Source organism: Nocardioides daejeonensis (genome assembly GCF_003194585.1).
Lineage (GTDB): Bacteria > Actinomycetota > Actinomycetes > Propionibacteriales > Nocardioidaceae > Nocardioides > Nocardioides daejeonensis.
Genome location: NZ_QHKZ01000001.1, coordinates 617,385 through 633,369, shown reverse-complemented (window position 1 = coordinate 633,369; position 15,985 = coordinate 617,385). Strand labels below are relative to the sequence as shown.

Genomic DNA, 15,985 nt, shown 5'->3' with positions numbered 1-15,985 from the left:
ACCGAAGGAATCAGGAGTCGCGCGCGTGACCTCAGCTGACGACCTTGCTCGAGCCGTCGGGCTCTCCGACGGCAGCCTCGCCGGCCTCGGCGGACTCCAGGCCGAGCATCTGCAGGCGTTGACCACGCTGGCCCAGACCGCGATCGACCGCGAGGACGCTCTCGTGCAGGAGTCACTGGAGGCAGCGCTGGCAGCGCTCCCCCGCCCCCTGCGCGGCCGCGCACGCGCCCTGCTGCTGGAGGAGTCATGAGCATGCTGGAGTCACGGCGCGAGGTGGCGCGGCTGGCCGGTGCGCTGCACGTGGAGGAGCGCGAGCTCGCCTACCTGCGCGATCAGCCGGCCGAGGCGCTCCGCACCCTCCGCGTCGGGCTCAGCGAGCATCTCTTCGAGCGGCATCGCCGCACGTTCCGACGGATCGGAAAGCTGGCCGGCTCCGTCCCCGCGCCGCTGGCCGGGCGGATCGCCCAAGCCGCGCTCGGGCCCGCCGTCTCGGCGCGGGCCGCGGCCACGATGGAGCCGCCGCTGGCGGTGAAGCTCTCCAGCTCCCTGCCCGCCGGGTTCCTCGCGGAGCTCAGCGTCCAGCTGGATCCGGAGCGGGCCCGGCCGATCATCGCGGGGCTTCCCGAGCGCACCATCCTCGACGTCTCCGCGATCCTGCTGGAGCGCGGCGAGCACCTGGCGATGAGCCGGTTCATCCCGGTGATCAGCGCCGACCTCGCCGTCCGCGTGATCGAGCAGGCCGAGCGTCGGGTGATCCTGGCGATCGCCAACCTCGCCGAGGACAACGCCGCCGTCGAGCAGATCCTCGAGCGGCTGCCGGTCGCGGACGATGCCCACCTCGCCGCTGCGGTGACGGACGAGGAGGTCGCACTTGACGCGCTCTCCCTGGCCGCCCGCGTCTCGCCGGCGAACGGCGCGCGGGTGCTGCGTGCGGGTCTCGACCGCCCCGACGTCGCGGGGCTCGTCGCCGGGGCGATCACCACCTACGGTTTGGCCGACGAGCTCAAGCAGGCGCTCGACGAGCTCAGCGACGACGAGCGGTCGGCCCTCGGCGCCTGAGTACGCGTGCTGGCGCTGGCAGACGTCCGATGCCTCAGCCCAGCGCCGACTCGATCCGCTCGACCTTCGCGGTGAGCTGGCCCTCGTAGCCGGGGCGGATGTCTGCCTTGAGCACGAGGCCTACGCGCGGCGAGCGCTCGGCGACGATGTCGACCGCGCGCTTGATCACCGCCATCACCTCGTCCCACTCACCCTCGATGTTGGTGAACATCGCGTTGGTCTCGCACCGGAGGCCGGACTCCCGGACCACACGTACGGCGGCGGCGACCGCCTCGGTGACCGAGCCGTCGGGCTCGCTGCTCATCGGGCTGATGCTGAAGGCGACGATCATGGCCCCACCGTACAAAAAGTTCCGGAGACGCCAGCGTGGCCGGCCCCCTGAAGGGACCGGCCACGCTGGTGGAGCTGATCAGGCGTTGCGCAGGTTGCGCAGCACGTACTGCATGATGCCGCCGTTGCGGTAGTAGTTCGCCTCGCCCGGGGTGTCGATGCGGACGACGGCGTCGAACTCCTTGTCGCCGGCCTTGACCTTGACGGTCTTCGGCGTACGACCCTCGTTGAGCTCGGTGATGCCGGTGATCGAGAAGGTCTCCTCGCCGGTCAGACCCAGCGACTCGGCGTTCTCGCCCTCGGGGAACTGGAGCGGGATGACGCCCATGCCGATGAGGTTCGACCGGTGGATCCGCTCGTACGACTCGGCGATGACCGCCTTGACTCCCAGCAGCGAGGTGCCCTTGGCAGCCCAGTCACGCGACGAGCCCGAGCCGTACTCCTTGCCGGCCAGGACGACCAGCGGGATGCCCTGCTCGATGTAGTTCACGGAGGCGTCGTACACCGTGGTGACGGGGGCGTCCGCGACGGTGAAGTCGCGGGTGAAGCCACCCTCCGTGCCCGGCGCGAGCTGGTTGCGCAGCCGGATGTTGGCGAAGGTGCCGCGGATCATGACTTCGTGGTTTCCACGGCGCGAGCCGTAGGAGTTGAAGTCGCGCTGCTCGACGCCGTGCTCGGCGAGGTACTTGCCCGCAGGCGAGTCCTTCTTGATCGCGCCGGCCGGGCTGATGTGGTCGGTGGTGACCGAGTCGGCCAGCTTCAGGAGCACCCGCGCACCGTCGATGTCGGTGACCGGTGCCGGGGTCTCCGGCATGCCGTCGAAGTACGGCGCCTTGCGGACATAGGTCGAGTTCTCGTCCCACGCGAAGGTGTTGCCCTCCGGGGTGGGCAGCGAGCGCCAGCGCTCGTCGCCCGCGAAGACGTCGGCGTAGTCCTTGGTGAACATCTCGGAGGTGATCGCCTGGGCGATGGTCTCCTCGACCTCCTGCGGCGACGGCCAGATGTCACGCATGAAGACGTCGTTGCCGTCGGTGTCCTGACCCAGCGGGTCGTTGAACAGGTCGACGTTCATGTTGCCGGCGAGCGCGTAGGCGATGACCAGCGGCGGCGAGGCCAGGTAGTTCATCTTGATGTCGGGGTTGATCCGACCCTCGAAGTTCCGGTTACCGGAGAGCACCGAGACGACGGCCATGTCGTGCTCGTTCACCGCAGCGGAGACCTCGGGGATGATCGGGCCCGAGTTGCCGATGCAGGTGACGCAGCCGTAGCCGACCAGGTTGAAGCCCAGCTTGTCGAGGTACGGCGTCAGCCCGGCCCGCTCGTAGTAGTCGGAGACGACCTTGGATCCAGGAGCGAGCGTGGACTTGACCCACGGCTTGCGCTGGAGGCCCTTCTCGACGGCCTTCTTCGCCAACAGCGCCGCGCCGATCATGACCGACGGGTTGGAGGTGTTGGTGCAGGAGGTGATCGACGCGATCGTGACGGCGCCGTTCTCCAACTCGAAGGAGGTGCCGTCGGCGAGGGTGACCGGAACCTTGACGTCGGGCGTCTCGGAGTAGGTCGGCAGCTGCTCGGCGAAGCTGGGGGCAGCGGCGGAGAGCTCGATGCGGTCCTGGGGACGCTTCGGGCCTGCGATCGAGGGCACCACGGTGGCGAGGTCGAGCTCGAGCTTCTCGGAGAAGCGCGGCTCGGCGCTCGGGTCGTGCCACAGGCCCTGGGCCTTGGCGTAGGCCTCGACCAGGGCGAGCTGCTCGTCGGAGCGACCGGTCAGGCGCAGGTAGTTGACGGTCTCGTCGTCGATCGGGAAGACCGCGATCGTGGAGCCGAACTCCGGGCTCATGTTGCCGATGGTGGCGCGGTTGGCCAGCGGGAGCGCGGAGACACCGGCGCCGTAGAACTCGACGAACTTGCCGACCACACCGTGCTTGCGCAGCATCTCGGTGATGGTGAGCACGAGGTCAGTGGCGGTGGAGCCCTCAGGGAGGTCGCCGGAGAGCTTGAAGCCGACGACGCGCGGGATGAGCATGGAGACGGGCTGACCCAGCATGGCCGCCTCTGCCTCGATGCCACCCACACCCCAGCCGACGACGCCGAGGCCGTTGACCATGGTGGTGTGGGAGTCGGTGCCGACGCAGGTGTCGGGGTAGGCCTGCAGCACACCGTCAACCTCGCGGGTGAAGGCGACGCGAGCCAGGTGCTCGATGTTGACCTGGTGCACGATCCCGGTGCCCGGGGGGACGACCTTGAAGTCGTCGAAGGCGCCCTGGCCCCAACGCAGGAACTGGTAGCGCTCACGGTTGCGCTGGTACTCGATCTCCACGTTGCGCTCGAAGGCGTCCGGCGTGCCGAACACGTCGGCGATCACCGAGTGGTCGATGACCATCTCGGCGGGAGCGAGCGGGTTGATCTTGGTGGCGTCGCCACCGAGGTCGGCCATCGCTTCGCGCATGGTCGCCAGGTCGACCACGCACGGCACACCGGTGAAGTCCTGCATGATCACGCGGGCCGGCGTGAACTGGATCTCCTTGCTGGGCTCCGCGGCGGCGTCCCAGCCGGCCAGCGCACGGATGTCGTCGGCGGTGATGTCCGCGCCGTCCTCGGTGCGAAGCAGGTTCTCCAGCAGCACCTTCAACGAGAACGGGAGGCTGGCGACGTCCAGGCCCTCGCCCGTGACGGCGTCGAGCCGGAAGATCTCATAGGACTTGCCGTCCACGTCCAAGGTGCTCTTCGCACCGAAACTGTCCTGACTGGCCATCAGCCACATCTCCTCAGGTGTCCTCGGGTGTCCTGCCCCAATCTTGCCCATCACTCCACGGCGACGGAAAGGAAGGCTCACCTACATTCCACTCAATATCTCTTGATATCAAGATACATCACTTCAAGGCGTCTTGCGACTTCACCACCCCGCCCGCCTCCTCGATGGAGCATGAGGGCTGTCGGAACGCGGGAAAGGAGCCCGTGCGCTCCATCGAAGCGCCTTGGCAGCCGGCGGGCGTCGCCGCCGCCCGAACCGGCCCGCCGCGCATCACCGTGGACCAGGGCCCGCCTTCGTCAGCAGCGCGACGCACTCGACGTGGTGGGTCATCGGGAAGAGGTCGAAGCCACGCAGTGCGCTCAGCTCCCACCCCGACTCCCGGAAGATGCCCACGTCCCGAGCCAAGGCAGCCGGGTCGCACGCGACCAGCGCAACCGCACGCGGTCGCCGGCGCAGCACCTGCTCGATCACCTCCCGCTTCGCCCCGGCCCGCGGCGGGTCCAGGACGACGACGTCCGCGGCGGCCTCTCGCTGTGCGAGCACCTGGGCCACGTCGCCGGCCTCGGCCACGGCCCACGGCAGATCGGCCAGGTTGGCCCGGGCGTGCTCGACGGCGCTTCGGCCACCCTCCACCGCCAGCACCGCCCCGTCCGCTCCGACCGCATCGGCGAGGAAGGCAGAGAAGAGACCGACCCCGGCGTAGAGGTCGAGGACCTGCTCACCGGCGCGCGGCGCCAGCAGCTCCAGCACCGTGTCGACCAGCACCGCGGGAGCACCCGGGTGGACCTGCCAGAACCCGTCGGAGGCGACCTGGAAGGTCCGGACGCTCCCCGCGCCCACGACGCGCTCGGTGACCACCTCGGGGCCACCTTCGCCAGGCTGCCGGGCGTGCGGCGCCGCGATCAGACAGTCCTCGACCGGGACCACCTCGTGCGAGCGGTGCCTGCGCATCCCGCGCCGCCCCTCGCTGTCGGTGACGAAGGTGCTGCGGCTCCGCCAGCGCAGCCCGTCCCGGTCTCCCGGCACGGCGACAACCTCGAAGCCCGCCAACGCCGGATGATCGGAGGGCAGCCGTCCGATCCGATGCAGTTGCTCGAGCACGACAGCGGTCTTCAGCGCCCGCTGCTCGGGCAGCGCGACGTGCTGGAAGTCGCAGCCGCCGCAGCCGCCCGGCCCCGCGACAGGACACGGCGCCTCCACCCGAGCCTCGGAGCGGACCAGTACGTCGACGGCGTCACCGCGCAGGAAACGGTCTCCCTCGGTGCCCTCGGTCACCTCCACGACGACCCTCTCCCCCGGCAGGGCATGCCGCACGAAGACGACCCGGTCGCCGAGCTCCGCGATCCGCGCCACGCAGTGGCCGCCGTGCGCCACCGGGCCCACGAGCACCTCGAAGCGTCGCCCACGCAGTGACGCGCCCTTCGGCCGACGCCTGCGGTTGTGACGCTCTGCCATCCGGGCGCGCCTCCTCATTCCTCTAGTCGACCTGTCGATAGCCGCGACGATCCGGCGCCGACGGTGCCCCGCGGCGTACGTCGCCGGCCTTGGCCCGCTTGGCGCTGCGGGTCTTGCGCTCCAGGGCCGCAGCGGAGGAGCGCAGCTGATAGGGCACGGAGGTGACCATCACGCCCGGCGTGAAGAGCAGCCGGCCCTTGAGCCGCAGCGCGGTCTGGTTGTGCAGCAACTGCTCCCACCAGTGACCGACGACGTACTCGGGGATGTAGACCGCGACGACGCCACGCGGGTTGGCCGCACGGATCTCGCTGGCGTACTCGACCACCGGCCGGACCAGCTCCCGATAGGGCGAGTAGAGCACCTTCAACGGTACGTCGATGCCTCGCTGGTCCCACTCCGCCAGCAGGCCGTCGGCCTCGCCGACGTCGGTGCTCACGTAGATCGCCTCGAGCACGTTCGGCCGGGTCGCCTTGGCGAACGCCAACGCGCGCAGGGTCGGCTTGTGCAGCTTGGAGACCAGCACCACCGCATGCACGCGGGTGGGCAGCACCTTGTCCTGGTCATCGGCAGCCAGCTCGTCGGATACCCGCTGGTAGTGACGCCGGATGCGGAACATGATCGCGATGAAGACGCCCATCGCCAGCAGCGTGATCCAGGCACCCGCCAGGAACTTCGTGATCAGCACGACGACCAGCACCGTGCCGGTGAATCCGAGCCCGATCGTGTTGATCAGCCGGGAGCGCTGCATCCGGTGTCGCTCGGCGGGATCCTTGACCTTCTCCAAGTGGCGCGTCCAGTGCCGGATCATGCCGAGCTGCGAGAGCGTGAAGCTGATGAAGACACCGACGATGTAGAGCTGGATCAGCCGCGTCACCTCGGCGTCGAAGACCCAGATCAGCACGATCGCCATGACCGCCAGGAAGACGATGCCGTTGCTGTAGGCGAGACGGTCGCCCCGAGAGCCCAGGGCGCGGGGCGCATAGCCGTCCTTGGCGAGGATCGAGCCGAGCACCGGGAAGCCGTTGAACGCCGTGTTGGCCGCCAGCACCAGGACCACGCCGGTGACGACCACGACGAAGTAGAAGCCCGGCGAGAAGCCGTCGAAGATCGCGCGCGCGAGCTGGGCGATCACGGTGTGCTGGTCGTAGTCGGCAGGCACCGGCGAGCCGTCGGCGAGCCGCAGCCGGTCGAGGTGGTGCGGATCGACGTACCGCAGGCCCATCTGGTGGGCGAGGGTGATGACACTCAGCATCATGGTGATGGCGATGAGCCCCAGCAGCAGCAGCGTCGACGCCGCGTTGCGCGACTTCGGTCGCCGGAACGCCGGCACGCCGTTGGAGATCGCCTCGACACCGGTGAGCGCGGCGCAGCCCGAGGAGAAGGCGCGCGCGAGAAGGAAGATCAGGCCGATGGTGGTCAGCTCCTGCTCGTATCCCGAGGACGGGATCACCTGCAGGTCGGCGGTCTCCACGGTGCCGAGGTGGCCGGTGACGAGCTGGAACATGCCGACGCCGCACATCACCAGGATGCCGGCCATGAAGGCGTAGGTGGGGATCGCGAAGAACGTCCCCGACTCGCGCACCCCGCGCAGGTTCATCGCGGTCAGCGCGAGCACCAGCCCGACGGCGAACGTCGCCTCGTGCCCCGAGAGCGCCGGGATCGCCGCGGCGGCGTACTGCGCCCCTGAGGAGATCGACACCGCCACAGTGAGCACGTAGTCGACCAGAAGCGCGGCCCCGACAGTCATCCCGGCACGTTCCCCCAGGTTCACCTTGGCGACCTCGTAGTCGCCACCCCCGCTGGGATAGGCGTGCACCGTCTGTCGGTAGGAGGCGATCACGGCCGCCATCACGACCGCGACGGCCAGCCCGACCTTCCACGACCAGGCGTACGTCGTCGCCCCCGCCAGCGACAGCATGATGAAGATCTCGTCGGGTGCGTAGGCGACCGACGAGAGCGCGTCGCTGGCGAAGACAGGAAGCGCCACGCGCTTCGGCAGCAGGGTCTCCCCCAGCTGCGAGCTGCGGAGCTTGCGCCCCAGCAGGATCCGCTTGGAAACGTCTCCGACACCCACGACGGATCAGGCTAGTCCACACCGGCGGCTATTCATGCTTTTGCTGCGGTAGCCTCTGCGACGTGCATGTCGTGATCATGGGCTGCGGCCGGGTCGGCTCGACGCTCGCCAGGAGCCTCGAGGAGCGCAACCACACGGTCTCGGTGATCGACAGCAATCCGGACGCCTTCCGACGTCTCGGACCGTCGTTCAACGGTGACAAGGTGACGGGCTACGGCTTCGACCAGGCCGTGCTGACCAAGGCCGGGATCGGCCGCGCCGACGCGTTCGCCGCGGTCTCGAGCGGTGACAACTCCAACATCATCGCGGCGCGGGTCGCCCGGGAGAGCTTCGGCATCCAGACCGTCGTCGCCCGGATCTACGACCCTGGCCGCGCCGAGGTCTACCAGCGGCTGGGCATCACGACCGTCGCCACCGTCAAGTGGACCTCCGACCAAGTGCTCCGCCGGATCCTGCCGGCCGGCGCCGAGCCGACGTTCCGCGACCCGTCCGGCACGATCCGACTCGACCAAGTCTCCGTGCCGGACGCCTGGGTCGGCCAGCGCACCATCGACCTCCAGGAGCAGGCCAGCATCCGGATCGCCTGGATCGACCGCCTCGGCGAGGGCATGCTGCCGACCCGCGAGTCGGTGCTCCAAGAGGGCGACATCCTGCACCTGGTCATGCGCGAGGAGTCGGCGGCGCGTGCCTACAAGGTCGTTCAGCGCGGACCGGAGGAGATCTGATGCGAGTCGCCATCGCCGGTGCGGGCGCCGTCGGCCGTTCGATCGCCACCGAGCTGATCGAGAACGGTCACACCGTCCTCCTCATCGACAAGAACGCCGTCTCCATCCGGCCCGAGGCCGTGCCCGAGGCCGAGTGGCTGCTTGCCGACTCCTGCGAGCTCTCCTCCCTCGAGGAGGCCCGCCTCCAGCACTGCGACGTCGTGATCGCCGCGACCGGCGACGACAAGGCCAACCTGGTGACCTCGCTGCTCGCCAAGACCGAGTTCGGGGTGCCCCGCACCGTCGGCCGGGTCAACCACCCCAACAACGAGTGGCTCTTCACCGAGGCATGGGGCGTCGACGTCAGCGTCTCGACCCCGCGCATCATGTCGGCCCTGGTCGAGGAGGCGGTCTCGGTCGGTGACCTGGTGCGGCTCTTCACCTTCCGCAAGGGCAACGCCAACCTCGTCGAGATGACCCTGCCCGACGACTCGCCGTACGTCGGCACCCCGGCGGGTCTGGTCCCGTGGCCGGAGAACTGCGCCCTGGTGACGATCCTGCGCGACGGCAACGTCTACACGCCCGAGCGCCAGGAGCCCCTGGAGTCCGGCGACGAGCTGCTCTTCGTGGTGCCGGCGACGGTCGAGCCGGAGCTGCAGCGGCTGCTGGCACCCCGCCCGGACCACGCCTGACCCAGGCGTCAGGCGCCTTCGTCGGCGGGCTTCAGGCGCACCGGCGTCGCGTTGCGGGCCAGCAGCCAGACCATGACCGCCAGTGAGGCCAACTGCAGCGGCCAGCCCATCGCGATCTTGGAGATGCCGAGCGCCGCCACGGCCGCGCCCGGGTCCATGCCACCGCTCTTGCCCAGCACGTAGAACGGCGTCTGCACGAGCACCCGGGCGAGACAGGGCAGGACCAGCATCCAGGTGAGCCGGGAGCAGAGACGCACGATCTGGGGGTCCTTGCGCCATTCGGTCAGGTCGCCGGTGACACTGCCCACCATGAAGCCCATCAGCGGCCACCGCACCAGATTGGAGAGGGTCAGCCCCACTGCGTAGGCGGAGTTGTAGAGCAGCCCAGGAAGGAAGTAGGCGAGGGCCTGGTCGTTCGCGTCGCCGCCCGCCTTGGCAGCCCGCAGCGCGAAGGCCGCGCCGATGGCGATCCCGATCAGGGCGTTGACACAGAACTGCACGGAGGAGCGCTGTACGAGCCGCACGAAGAGCGCCAGCAGCGCCGCGGCCAGGCTGATGCTCAAGGAGAGCTTCAGGTCCTTGAACGCGATGAACGAGAAGGTGAACATGATCGTCGGCACCGCGGCCTCGAGCATGCCGCGGCGGCCACCGAGCGCCTTGGAGAGCTGGGCGCGGACCACCGCCTCGACGGTGTGCTCGTCGGCGGGCTGGGGCTGACCGTCCTCGGTCGTCGACTCGGTCATGGGCGCAGCTCGTATCGGGGGTTGAACATCACGCGGTGCCCGTCCTGCAGGCCGATCCGGCCGCCCACGGTCAGGGTCCGTCCGGCGCTGATGCCGATGATCCGGCGTCGCCCCAGCCAGAGGAGCGTGATCACGCCACTGCCGTCGTCGAGCTCTGCCTCCAACGCGGGCACACCGCCGCGCGGACGCAGGGTCACCGAACGGACCGTGCCGGAGAGCCGGACCATCTCGCGGTCCGGCGCGTCCGCAATGCTGACCTGACCGGACGTCGCATGGGCTCGACGCAGGTCACGGGCGTGCTGATCGCTGCTGTTGGCCCAGTCACTGATCCGGCGGCTCATCCGGGACCGCCAGGTCCCCTCCTCCATCGGCTGCCCTCACTCAGCGGGGGCCATCCGCCGCGCCTGCGGCGGGAGGTTGATCGGCAGGGCCTCACCGGGCGCCATCGGGCCTTCGCCGCGGCGTACGACCAGGGAGTTGACGGCCTCCTCGAAGATGCCGGCCGTCTCCGGCTGGACCGCGGGGCGGCCCAGGTAGGTGGCCCGGAGGAACCAGCGGGGCCCGTTGAACCCCACCACGCGGGTCGGCTGCACGCCGGTCCGTCCGTCGGGGGTGCGCACCGTCATCTGACAGTGCAGCTCCGTGCCGTGCGGGCCCTCGGACTCCGTGGCGGTGCCGCCCTGGCGCGACGTCTCCGCCGCGATCTGCCTGCGTACATCGCTCCACATGTCGCCGCCTCGGGAGGCGGCGAAGGCGCGCAGCTCCACGGCGCCGTCCTCTCCGGTCAGCAGGATGCTCTGCACCGAGCCGTCGGCCTCGTTGACCTGGAGGCGCAGCTCCAGCCCGTCGGCGGGGGCGATCAGCAGACTGGTCAGGTCGACGCGCGGCACTCCGTCGCCCTCGAGGTCGACCTCGCCGGCGTCGCGCGGACCGGCGGACACCGACGCCTCGTCGGCCGGGGTCTCGACCTCGACCGGGGTCTCGACCTCGTCGGCGGGAGTCGGCGCGGCGGCGTCGACCGACTCCTCGGTCGTCTTGGCCTTGGTGGACTTGCGTCCGAACTTCACAACGAACTCCTCTGTGGGTCTGCGCCGGCGAAACCGCCGGTGGAACCGTAGCCCCCCGCACCGCGTGCCGAGTCGTCGAGGGCCTCGACCTCGACGAAGTGCGCCTGCTCGTAGCGCTGGACGACCAGCTGAGCGATCCGGTCGCCGCGCCGCACCTGGAAGGGCTCGGTGCGATCGGTGTTGAGCAGGAGCACCTTGATCTCGCCGCGGTAGCCGCAGTCGACGGTGCCGGGCGCGTTCACGATGGTGATCCCGTGCCGAGCCGCCAGGCCCGAACGCGGATGGACCAGACCGACGTGTCCCGGCGGCAGCGCAAGCGCGACGCCGGTCGGCACCAGGGCGCGCTCCCCCGGCCCGAGCACCAGGTCCGCTGCCGACATCAGGTCGGCGCCAGCGTCGCCCGGGTGGGCGTAACGCGGCAGCGGAAGCCCAGGATCGAGCCGCACCAACGGCACCGCGACACCTGCGTCAGTCATGCTGCTGACCCTACCCGTGCGCTCCCACCTCCGGTCTGGGAAACTCATCATCGTGGAGTACGCCGAACGTCTGTCCGTGCCGCTGCGGTGGTGGGCCCAGGGAGCGATGCTGCTCGTCAGCCTCTTCCTGGTCCTGGCCGTGGTCGATGCACTCTCGGGTGCTGCCATCGGCGGCATCGTGCTGGGTGCCGGCGTCCTGCTGGCCGGAGCACTGGTCCAGTTCGGGTCGGCCCGCATCGAGGTGGTCGACGGGGAGCTGCGCGCGGGCCGCGCTCACATCCCGCTCGCCCTCCTCGGCGAGGCCACCGCGCTGGACCCCGAGGCTGCGCGGCGGGCAGCGGGAGTCGAGGCCGACGCCCGGGCCTACCTCCTGCTGCGGCCCTACCTGAAGCGGGCCGTCAAGGTGCAGATCGACGACCCGGCCGACCCCACGCCGTACTGGCTGCTCGCGACGCGGCACCCCCAGCGACTGGCCCACGTCCTCAGTTCCGTCTCCGAACCCACAGGAGGTCAGTGATGGCCAAGAAGTCAGGGGCCGCAGAGTCCAGCTCCAAGATCTGGTCCGTCATGGCGCTCGGTACCACGGTGGCGAGCACCGTGCTGGCCAAGAAGTCGATGAACGCGACCTGGAAGGCGGCCACCGGCCGCAAGCCACCGGAGAACCCCGCCGATCCCGACGTGAGCCTTCGTGAGGCCGTCGCGTGGGCGGCATTCAGCGGCACCTTCGTCAGCGTGGTCAAGATGCTCGCCTCCCGCAAGGCTGCGCACTACTACCAGGCCTCCACCGGAGAGCTGCCGCCCGGTCTGCGGGCCGACGGCCAGTAGGCACCCGCGCCGGCTCGCAGAAGCCGTGCGACACGGAGAAGCCCCGTACCAGCCTGCAGGCTGGTACGGGGCTTCCGCTGTTCGGTCAGGCGCAGTCGCGGCAGATCATCGAGCTGGCGTCGGCCAGCTGGCTGCGGTGGTGCACCAGGAAACAGCTCATGCAGGTGAACTCGTCGTCCTGCTTGGGCTTCACCTCGACGGAGAGCTCCTCGTGGGACAGGTCCGCACCGGGGAGCTCGAAGGCCTCAGCAGCCTCCGCCTCGTCCTCGTCGACCTTGCCCGAGTTCTTGTCGTGACGCCGCGCCTTGAGCTCTTCGATGCTCTCTTCGCTCTGGTCCTCTTCGTTCTTGCGGGGGGCGTCGTAATCGGTCGCCATCAACCTCTCCACTTCATGACTCACGCACCTGCTCGTCGCACACTCGGCGCCAGATTGTGCACCATCGGCGCGCAATCCGCACGCGCATTCCACACGACGTGTCGGCGCAACGATCCACCGGGGTCGGCTATTCCCCGATCAGCGTGCCTTCGGCAAGGAATCCACACGCGGTCACCAGTGCCCAGAACTCCTCGAATCCAGCCCTCGGCGCACAGACCAGAGCGGGCTTGCCGCCACGCCCGACGGTGCGCACGGAGCGGGCACCCGCCTCCTCCGCGATGAGGGCTCCAGCGGCGTGGTCCCACAGCGCCACACCCTCCTCGACGTAGCCGTCGGCTGCGCCCTCGGCGATGTGGCACAGGTCGAGCGCGCAGGCCCCGAGCCGCCGCAGGTCCCGCACCTGGGGCAGCAGCCTGGCCGCGGCGGCTGCCTGCACCTCGCGGATGTGCGCCTCGTAGTTGAAGCCGGTCAGCACCAGCCGCTCCCCCAACGGTACGGCGGCCCGCACGCGCAGCGGCACCCCGTCCCGGGTGGCGCCCCCACCTCTCCGTGCGGCGTAGGTGACGCCCGTAGCGGCGTTGACCACCACGCCCGCGACGATCTCGCCCGACACCTCTGCCGCCAGTGAGACGGCGTACTGGGGCAGCCCGTAGAGGAAGTTCACGGTGCCGTCGATCGGGTCGGCGATCCACCGCACGCCGCTGCTGCCGTGGATGTCGCTGCCTTCCTCCCCGAGGAAGCCGTCGGCCGGGCGGGCGGCGAGGATCCGGCGGCGGATGAGCTGCTCGGAGGCGGTGTCGGCCTCGGTCACGATGTCGACGGCCGACGACTTGGTCCCGGCCACCTCGACGCCCTCCGCGCGCCGTGCCGCAACCAGGCCGGACGCCTCGTGCGCCACGTCGAGGGCCAGAGCGAGCAGCTCGGCACTCATCCGCGCTCCCCGACCGGCAGCCCACCCAGCGTCGGCAGCTCCGCGCGCGGGTTGGGACAGCAGGTCGAGGGGCACAGGTCCTGGGCGGGCCCGAGACCACCGCAGGTACGGCGCTCCACCGGCTCCCCGCGCTCGGCAGCCGCCCGCTCGAGCAGGAGGTCCCGCACCATCGCGACGAACCTCGGATCCACCCCCGGGGTCGCGGCGCGGGCGAACGGCAGCCCCAGCCGCTCCGCAGTCGCCGCCGCCTCGGTGTCGAGGTCGTAGATCACCTCCATGTGGTCGGAGACGAAGCCGATCGGCACCAGCACGACGGGCGGCGCGCCGGACGCCGCCAACTGCTCGAGGTGGTCGTTGACGTCGGGCTCCAGCCACGGCATCTGCGGCGGTCCGGAACGGGAGCAGTAGACGAGATCGTGCAGATAGCGGTGGCCGGTCTCCAGGCGCACGCGCTCGACGACCTCCGCCATCACGCTGCGGTGCTGGGCCACGTAGGCGGAGCCGCCAGGCCCGGAGCCCTCGTTCATCGCGACGGGGATCGAGTGGGTGACGAAGACCAGCTGCGTCTCGTCACGGCGTCGCTGGTCGAGACCCGCCAACGCCGTGAGCGTGGCGTCGACGACCGGTTCGACGAAGCCAGGATGGTTGAAGTACGCCCGCAGCCGGTCCAGCCGGGGTGCCGTCGGCACCCCGTCGATCGCCGCTGCGAGGTCTTCCCGGTACTGCCGACAGCCGGAGTAGGAGGAGTAGGCAGAGGTCACGAAGCAGGCGGCCCGCCGGACGCCGTCGGCCGCCATCTGCGCGACGGCGTCGCGCAGGTAGGGATCCCAGTTGCGGTTGCCCCAGTAGATCGGCAGGTCCAGGCCCGCCGCGTCGAGGTCGGCGCGCAGCGCCGCGATCAGGTCGCGGTTCTGGTCGTTGATCGGAGACCGCCCGCCGAAGTCGAAGTAGTGCTGCCCGACCTCCGCCAGTCGTTCGGTGGGGATGCCCCGGCCCCGCGTGACGTTGGCCAGGAAGGGGACCACGTCCTCGGGCGCCTCGGGGCCGCCGAAGGAGACCAGGAGAAGGGCGTCGTACGGGTGCGGATCCGGTGCCATGGCCTCCATCGTAGGAAGCCGTGCGTACCGAGCGACGCCCGGGACTGGCCTGGCGTGCAGGTCCAGTAGCCTCAGCAGCCATGAGCACCTGGCGCAACTGGTCCGGCCTCGAGACGGCCTCGCCGCGGGAGGTGTCGGCTCCCGTCGACGCTGCGGCTGTGGTGGCGGCGGTGACCCGCGCTGCCGAGAGCGGGCGCCAGGTGAAGATGGTCGGCACCGGGCACAGCTTCACCGCGATCTCCGCCCCCGAGGACGTCATGCTGCGCCCGGAGCGGCTTGCCGGCATCGTCGAGGTGGATCGCGACGCGATGACCGTCACCGCCCTCGCCGGCACACCGCTGCACGTGCTCAACGAGCAGCTGGCCCGGCTCGGCCTCTCGCTGCACAACATGGGAGACATCGCCGAGCAGACCCTCGCCGGCGCGACGAGCACGGGCACGCACGGCACCGGCGGAGTGAAGGCGTCGCTCTCCGCGCAGCTCTGTGGTCTGGAGCTGGTCACCGGGACGGGTGAGGTCCTGCGCGCTTCGCGCACGGAGAACCCCGACGTCTTCGCCGCCGCCCGGATCGGCCTCGGGGCACTGGGAGTGCTGACCTCGGTCACCTTCGAGGTGGAGCCCTTGGGCGTCCTGGAGGCGCACGAGCAGCCGCTCGGCTGGGCCGAGGGGCTGGACCGCTACGACGAGTTCGTCGCCGACAACCACCACGTCGACATGTACTGGTTTCCCCACACCGACGCGATGCAGGTCAAGACCAACAACCGGCTCGACCTGGACCCCGCGGAGGCCGAGCCGTTGAGCTCGCTGCGCGCCTGGCTCGACGACGACTTCGTGGCCAACACCCTCTTCGGCGTGGTGAACCGGATCGGCAACCTCCGGCCGGCGACGGTTCCCCGGCTCAACCGCTTCGCCGGCCGCCTGCTCAGCGAGCGGCGCTACAGCGACATCCCGCACAAGGTCTTCACGACGCCGCGCACCGTGGTCTTCAAGGAGATGGAGTACGCCGTCCCGCGCGACCAGGGGCTCGCTGCGTTGCGAGAGGCACGGGCACGGATCGAACGCTCTCCCTGGCGGATCAGCTTCCCGGTGGAGATCCGACAGACCCCGGCTGACGACATCACTCTCGGCACCTCGACAGGACGCGAGTCGATGTATCTGGCCTTCCACGTCAATGCGCAGACCGACCACCGCGCGTACTTCGCCGCGATGGAAGAGATCATGGTGGCGCACGGCGGCCGGCCGCACTGGGGCAAGGTGCACACCCGGACCGCCGAGCAGCTCGCTCTCTCCTACCCGCGCTACGAGGAGTTCCTGGCGCTTCGAGACCGTCTCGATCCTCATCGGGTCTTCGACAACGCCTACCTGCGACGGGTCCTCGGCTGATCCGCCGGCACGCTGAGCC

18 protein-coding genes are annotated in these 15,985 nt (G+C 70.0%); 7 read left to right on the top strand and 11 right to left on the bottom strand.

All coding sequences use genetic code 11. The annotated features are described in order from the left end of the window. Positions 1-25: 25 nt before the first annotated feature. Together DNK54_RS03010 and DNK54_RS03005 are read left to right on the top strand one after the other, a co-directional pair. Complete coding sequence (locus tag DNK54_RS03010; RefSeq protein ID WP_110205438.1) at positions 26-250, top strand: hypothetical protein; 225 nt, start codon at positions 26-28, stop codon at positions 248-250. Further along, positions 247-1,059 carry a hypothetical protein gene (locus DNK54_RS03005; protein ID WP_162602285.1) on the top strand — a complete coding sequence of 271 codons (813 nt, stop codon included), beginning with the start codon at positions 247-249 and terminating at the stop codon, positions 1,057-1,059. Before DNK54_RS03010 ends, DNK54_RS03005 begins: the two co-directional genes overlap by 4 nt. Positions 1,060-1,093: 34 nt before the next feature. On the opposite strand, the gene DNK54_RS03000 is transcribed toward DNK54_RS03005, so the two are convergent. From DNK54_RS03000 to DNK54_RS02985, 4 genes are all read right to left on the bottom strand, one after another. Beyond that, positions 1,094-1,390: a thiamine-binding protein gene (locus DNK54_RS03000; RefSeq protein ID WP_110205436.1), complete on the bottom strand. Its 297-nt coding sequence runs from the start codon at positions 1,388-1,390 to the stop codon at positions 1,094-1,096. Positions 1,391-1,468: 78 nt separating this feature from the next. After that, positions 1,469-4,144, bottom strand: a complete 2,676-nt coding sequence (gene acnA / locus DNK54_RS02995; RefSeq protein WP_110205795.1) for an aconitate hydratase AcnA — start codon at positions 4,142-4,144, stop codon at positions 1,469-1,471. A 270-nt stretch (positions 4,145-4,414) separates the two neighbouring features. Beyond that, positions 4,415-5,599 (bottom strand): class I SAM-dependent RNA methyltransferase, encoded by a 1,185-nt coding sequence (locus DNK54_RS02990; protein WP_204164389.1) that lies wholly within the window; start codon positions 5,597-5,599, stop codon positions 4,415-4,417. 22 nt (positions 5,600-5,621) lie between these two features. Continuing rightward, a complete protein-coding gene (locus DNK54_RS02985; protein ID WP_110205434.1) occupies positions 5,622-7,673 on the bottom strand; it encodes an APC family permease in 2,052 nt (683 codons plus the stop codon). A gap of 62 nt (positions 7,674-7,735) precedes the next feature. Between DNK54_RS02985 and DNK54_RS02980 the strand changes: the two genes are divergently transcribed. Beyond that, positions 7,736-8,398, top strand: a complete 663-nt coding sequence (locus DNK54_RS02980; RefSeq protein ID WP_110205433.1) for a potassium channel family protein — start codon at positions 7,736-7,738, stop codon at positions 8,396-8,398. Then, positions 8,398-9,069: a potassium channel family protein gene (locus DNK54_RS02975; protein WP_110205432.1), complete on the top strand. Its 672-nt coding sequence runs from the start codon at positions 8,398-8,400 to the stop codon at positions 9,067-9,069. Before DNK54_RS02980 ends, DNK54_RS02975 begins: the two co-directional genes overlap by 1 nt. A gap of 8 nt (positions 9,070-9,077) precedes the next feature. Here DNK54_RS02975 and DNK54_RS02970 read toward each other — a convergent pair whose 3' ends face one another. The 4 genes from DNK54_RS02970 to dut are packed head-to-tail and all read right to left on the bottom strand — an operon-like array spanning position 9,078 to position 11,355. Then, complete coding sequence (locus DNK54_RS02970) at positions 9,078-9,812, bottom strand: DUF3159 domain-containing protein (RefSeq protein ID WP_110205431.1); 735 nt, start codon at positions 9,810-9,812, stop codon at positions 9,078-9,080. Continuing rightward, on the bottom strand, positions 9,809-10,180 hold the full coding sequence (locus DNK54_RS02965) for an OB-fold nucleic acid binding domain-containing protein (RefSeq protein WP_110205430.1): 372 nt from the start codon (positions 10,178-10,180) through the stop codon (positions 9,809-9,811). Before DNK54_RS02965 ends, DNK54_RS02970 begins: the two co-directional genes overlap by 4 nt. A 9-nt stretch (positions 10,181-10,189) precedes the next feature. Further along, positions 10,190-10,879 (bottom strand): DUF3710 domain-containing protein, encoded by a 690-nt coding sequence (locus DNK54_RS02960; protein WP_110205429.1) that lies wholly within the window; start codon positions 10,877-10,879, stop codon positions 10,190-10,192. Beyond that, positions 10,876-11,355 carry a dUTP diphosphatase gene (gene dut / locus DNK54_RS02955; protein WP_110205428.1) on the bottom strand — a complete coding sequence of 160 codons (480 nt, stop codon included), beginning with the start codon at positions 11,353-11,355 and terminating at the stop codon, positions 10,876-10,878. Before dut ends, DNK54_RS02960 begins: the two co-directional genes overlap by 4 nt. Positions 11,356-11,407: 52 nt before the next feature. Between dut and DNK54_RS02950 the strand changes: the two genes are divergently transcribed. Both DNK54_RS02950 and DNK54_RS02945 read left to right on the top strand, forming a co-directional pair. Then, positions 11,408-11,872, top strand: coding sequence for a DUF3093 domain-containing protein (locus DNK54_RS02950; RefSeq protein ID WP_239459879.1), 465 nt, complete (start codon positions 11,408-11,410; stop codon positions 11,870-11,872). Continuing rightward, positions 11,872-12,180 (top strand): DUF4235 domain-containing protein, encoded by a 309-nt coding sequence (locus DNK54_RS02945; RefSeq protein WP_110205426.1) that lies wholly within the window; start codon positions 11,872-11,874, stop codon positions 12,178-12,180. The genes DNK54_RS02950 and DNK54_RS02945 overlap by 1 nt, the downstream gene beginning before the upstream one ends. An 85-nt stretch (positions 12,181-12,265) precedes the next feature. Here DNK54_RS02945 and DNK54_RS02940 read toward each other — a convergent pair whose 3' ends face one another. The 3 genes from DNK54_RS02940 to DNK54_RS02930 all read right to left on the bottom strand — a co-directional run bounded on the left by DNK54_RS02940 (position 12,266) and on the right by DNK54_RS02930 (position 14,584). After that, complete coding sequence (locus tag DNK54_RS02940; RefSeq protein WP_110205425.1) at positions 12,266-12,556, bottom strand: DUF4193 domain-containing protein; 291 nt, start codon at positions 12,554-12,556, stop codon at positions 12,266-12,268. Between the two features lie 127 nt (positions 12,557-12,683). Beyond that, entirely contained in the window at positions 12,684-13,487 is an 804-nt protein-coding gene (locus DNK54_RS02935; RefSeq protein ID WP_110205424.1) for an inositol monophosphatase family protein, read from the bottom strand. Beyond that, entirely contained in the window at positions 13,484-14,584 is a 1,101-nt protein-coding gene (locus DNK54_RS02930) for a ferrochelatase (RefSeq protein WP_110205423.1), read from the bottom strand. The genes DNK54_RS02935 and DNK54_RS02930 overlap by 4 nt, the downstream gene beginning before the upstream one ends. A gap of 80 nt (positions 14,585-14,664) precedes the next feature. Between DNK54_RS02930 and DNK54_RS02925 the strand changes: the two genes are divergently transcribed. Then, entirely contained in the window at positions 14,665-15,966 is a 1,302-nt protein-coding gene (locus DNK54_RS02925; protein WP_110205422.1) for a D-arabinono-1,4-lactone oxidase, read from the top strand. The last annotated feature ends 19 nt before the right edge of the window (positions 15,967-15,985 follow it).

Coding starts and splice junctions, on each gene's coding strand:
- DNK54_RS03005 (WP_162602285.1), top strand. CDS start 247: ATGAGCATGCTGGAGTCACGGCGCGAGGTGGCGCGGCTGGCCGGTGCG.
- DNK54_RS03000 (WP_110205436.1), bottom strand. CDS start 1,390: ATGATCGTCGCCTTCAGCATCAGCCCGATGAGCAGCGAGCCCGACGGC.
- acnA (WP_110205795.1), bottom strand. CDS start 4,144: ATGGCCAGTCAGGACAGTTTCGGTGCGAAGAGCACCTTGGACGTGGAC.
- DNK54_RS02990 (WP_204164389.1), bottom strand. CDS start 5,599: ATGGCAGAGCGTCACAACCGCAGGCGTCGGCCGAAGGGCGCGTCACTG.
- DNK54_RS02975 (WP_110205432.1), top strand. CDS start 8,398: ATGCGAGTCGCCATCGCCGGTGCGGGCGCCGTCGGCCGTTCGATCGCC.
- DNK54_RS02970 (WP_110205431.1), bottom strand. CDS start 9,812: ATGACCGAGTCGACGACCGAGGACGGTCAGCCCCAGCCCGCCGACGAG.
- DNK54_RS02965 (WP_110205430.1), bottom strand. CDS start 10,180: ATGGAGGAGGGGACCTGGCGGTCCCGGATGAGCCGCCGGATCAGTGAC.
- dut (WP_110205428.1), bottom strand. CDS start 11,355: ATGACTGACGCAGGTGTCGCGGTGCCGTTGGTGCGGCTCGATCCTGGG.
- DNK54_RS02945 (WP_110205426.1), top strand. CDS start 11,872: ATGGCCAAGAAGTCAGGGGCCGCAGAGTCCAGCTCCAAGATCTGGTCC.
- DNK54_RS02940 (WP_110205425.1), bottom strand. CDS start 12,556: ATGGCGACCGATTACGACGCCCCCCGCAAGAACGAAGAGGACCAGAGC.
- DNK54_RS02935 (WP_110205424.1), bottom strand. CDS start 13,487: ATGAGTGCCGAGCTGCTCGCTCTGGCCCTCGACGTGGCGCACGAGGCG.
- DNK54_RS02930 (WP_110205423.1), bottom strand. CDS start 14,584: ATGGCACCGGATCCGCACCCGTACGACGCCCTTCTCCTGGTCTCCTTC.
- DNK54_RS02925 (WP_110205422.1), top strand. CDS start 14,665: ATGAGCACCTGGCGCAACTGGTCCGGCCTCGAGACGGCCTCGCCGCGG.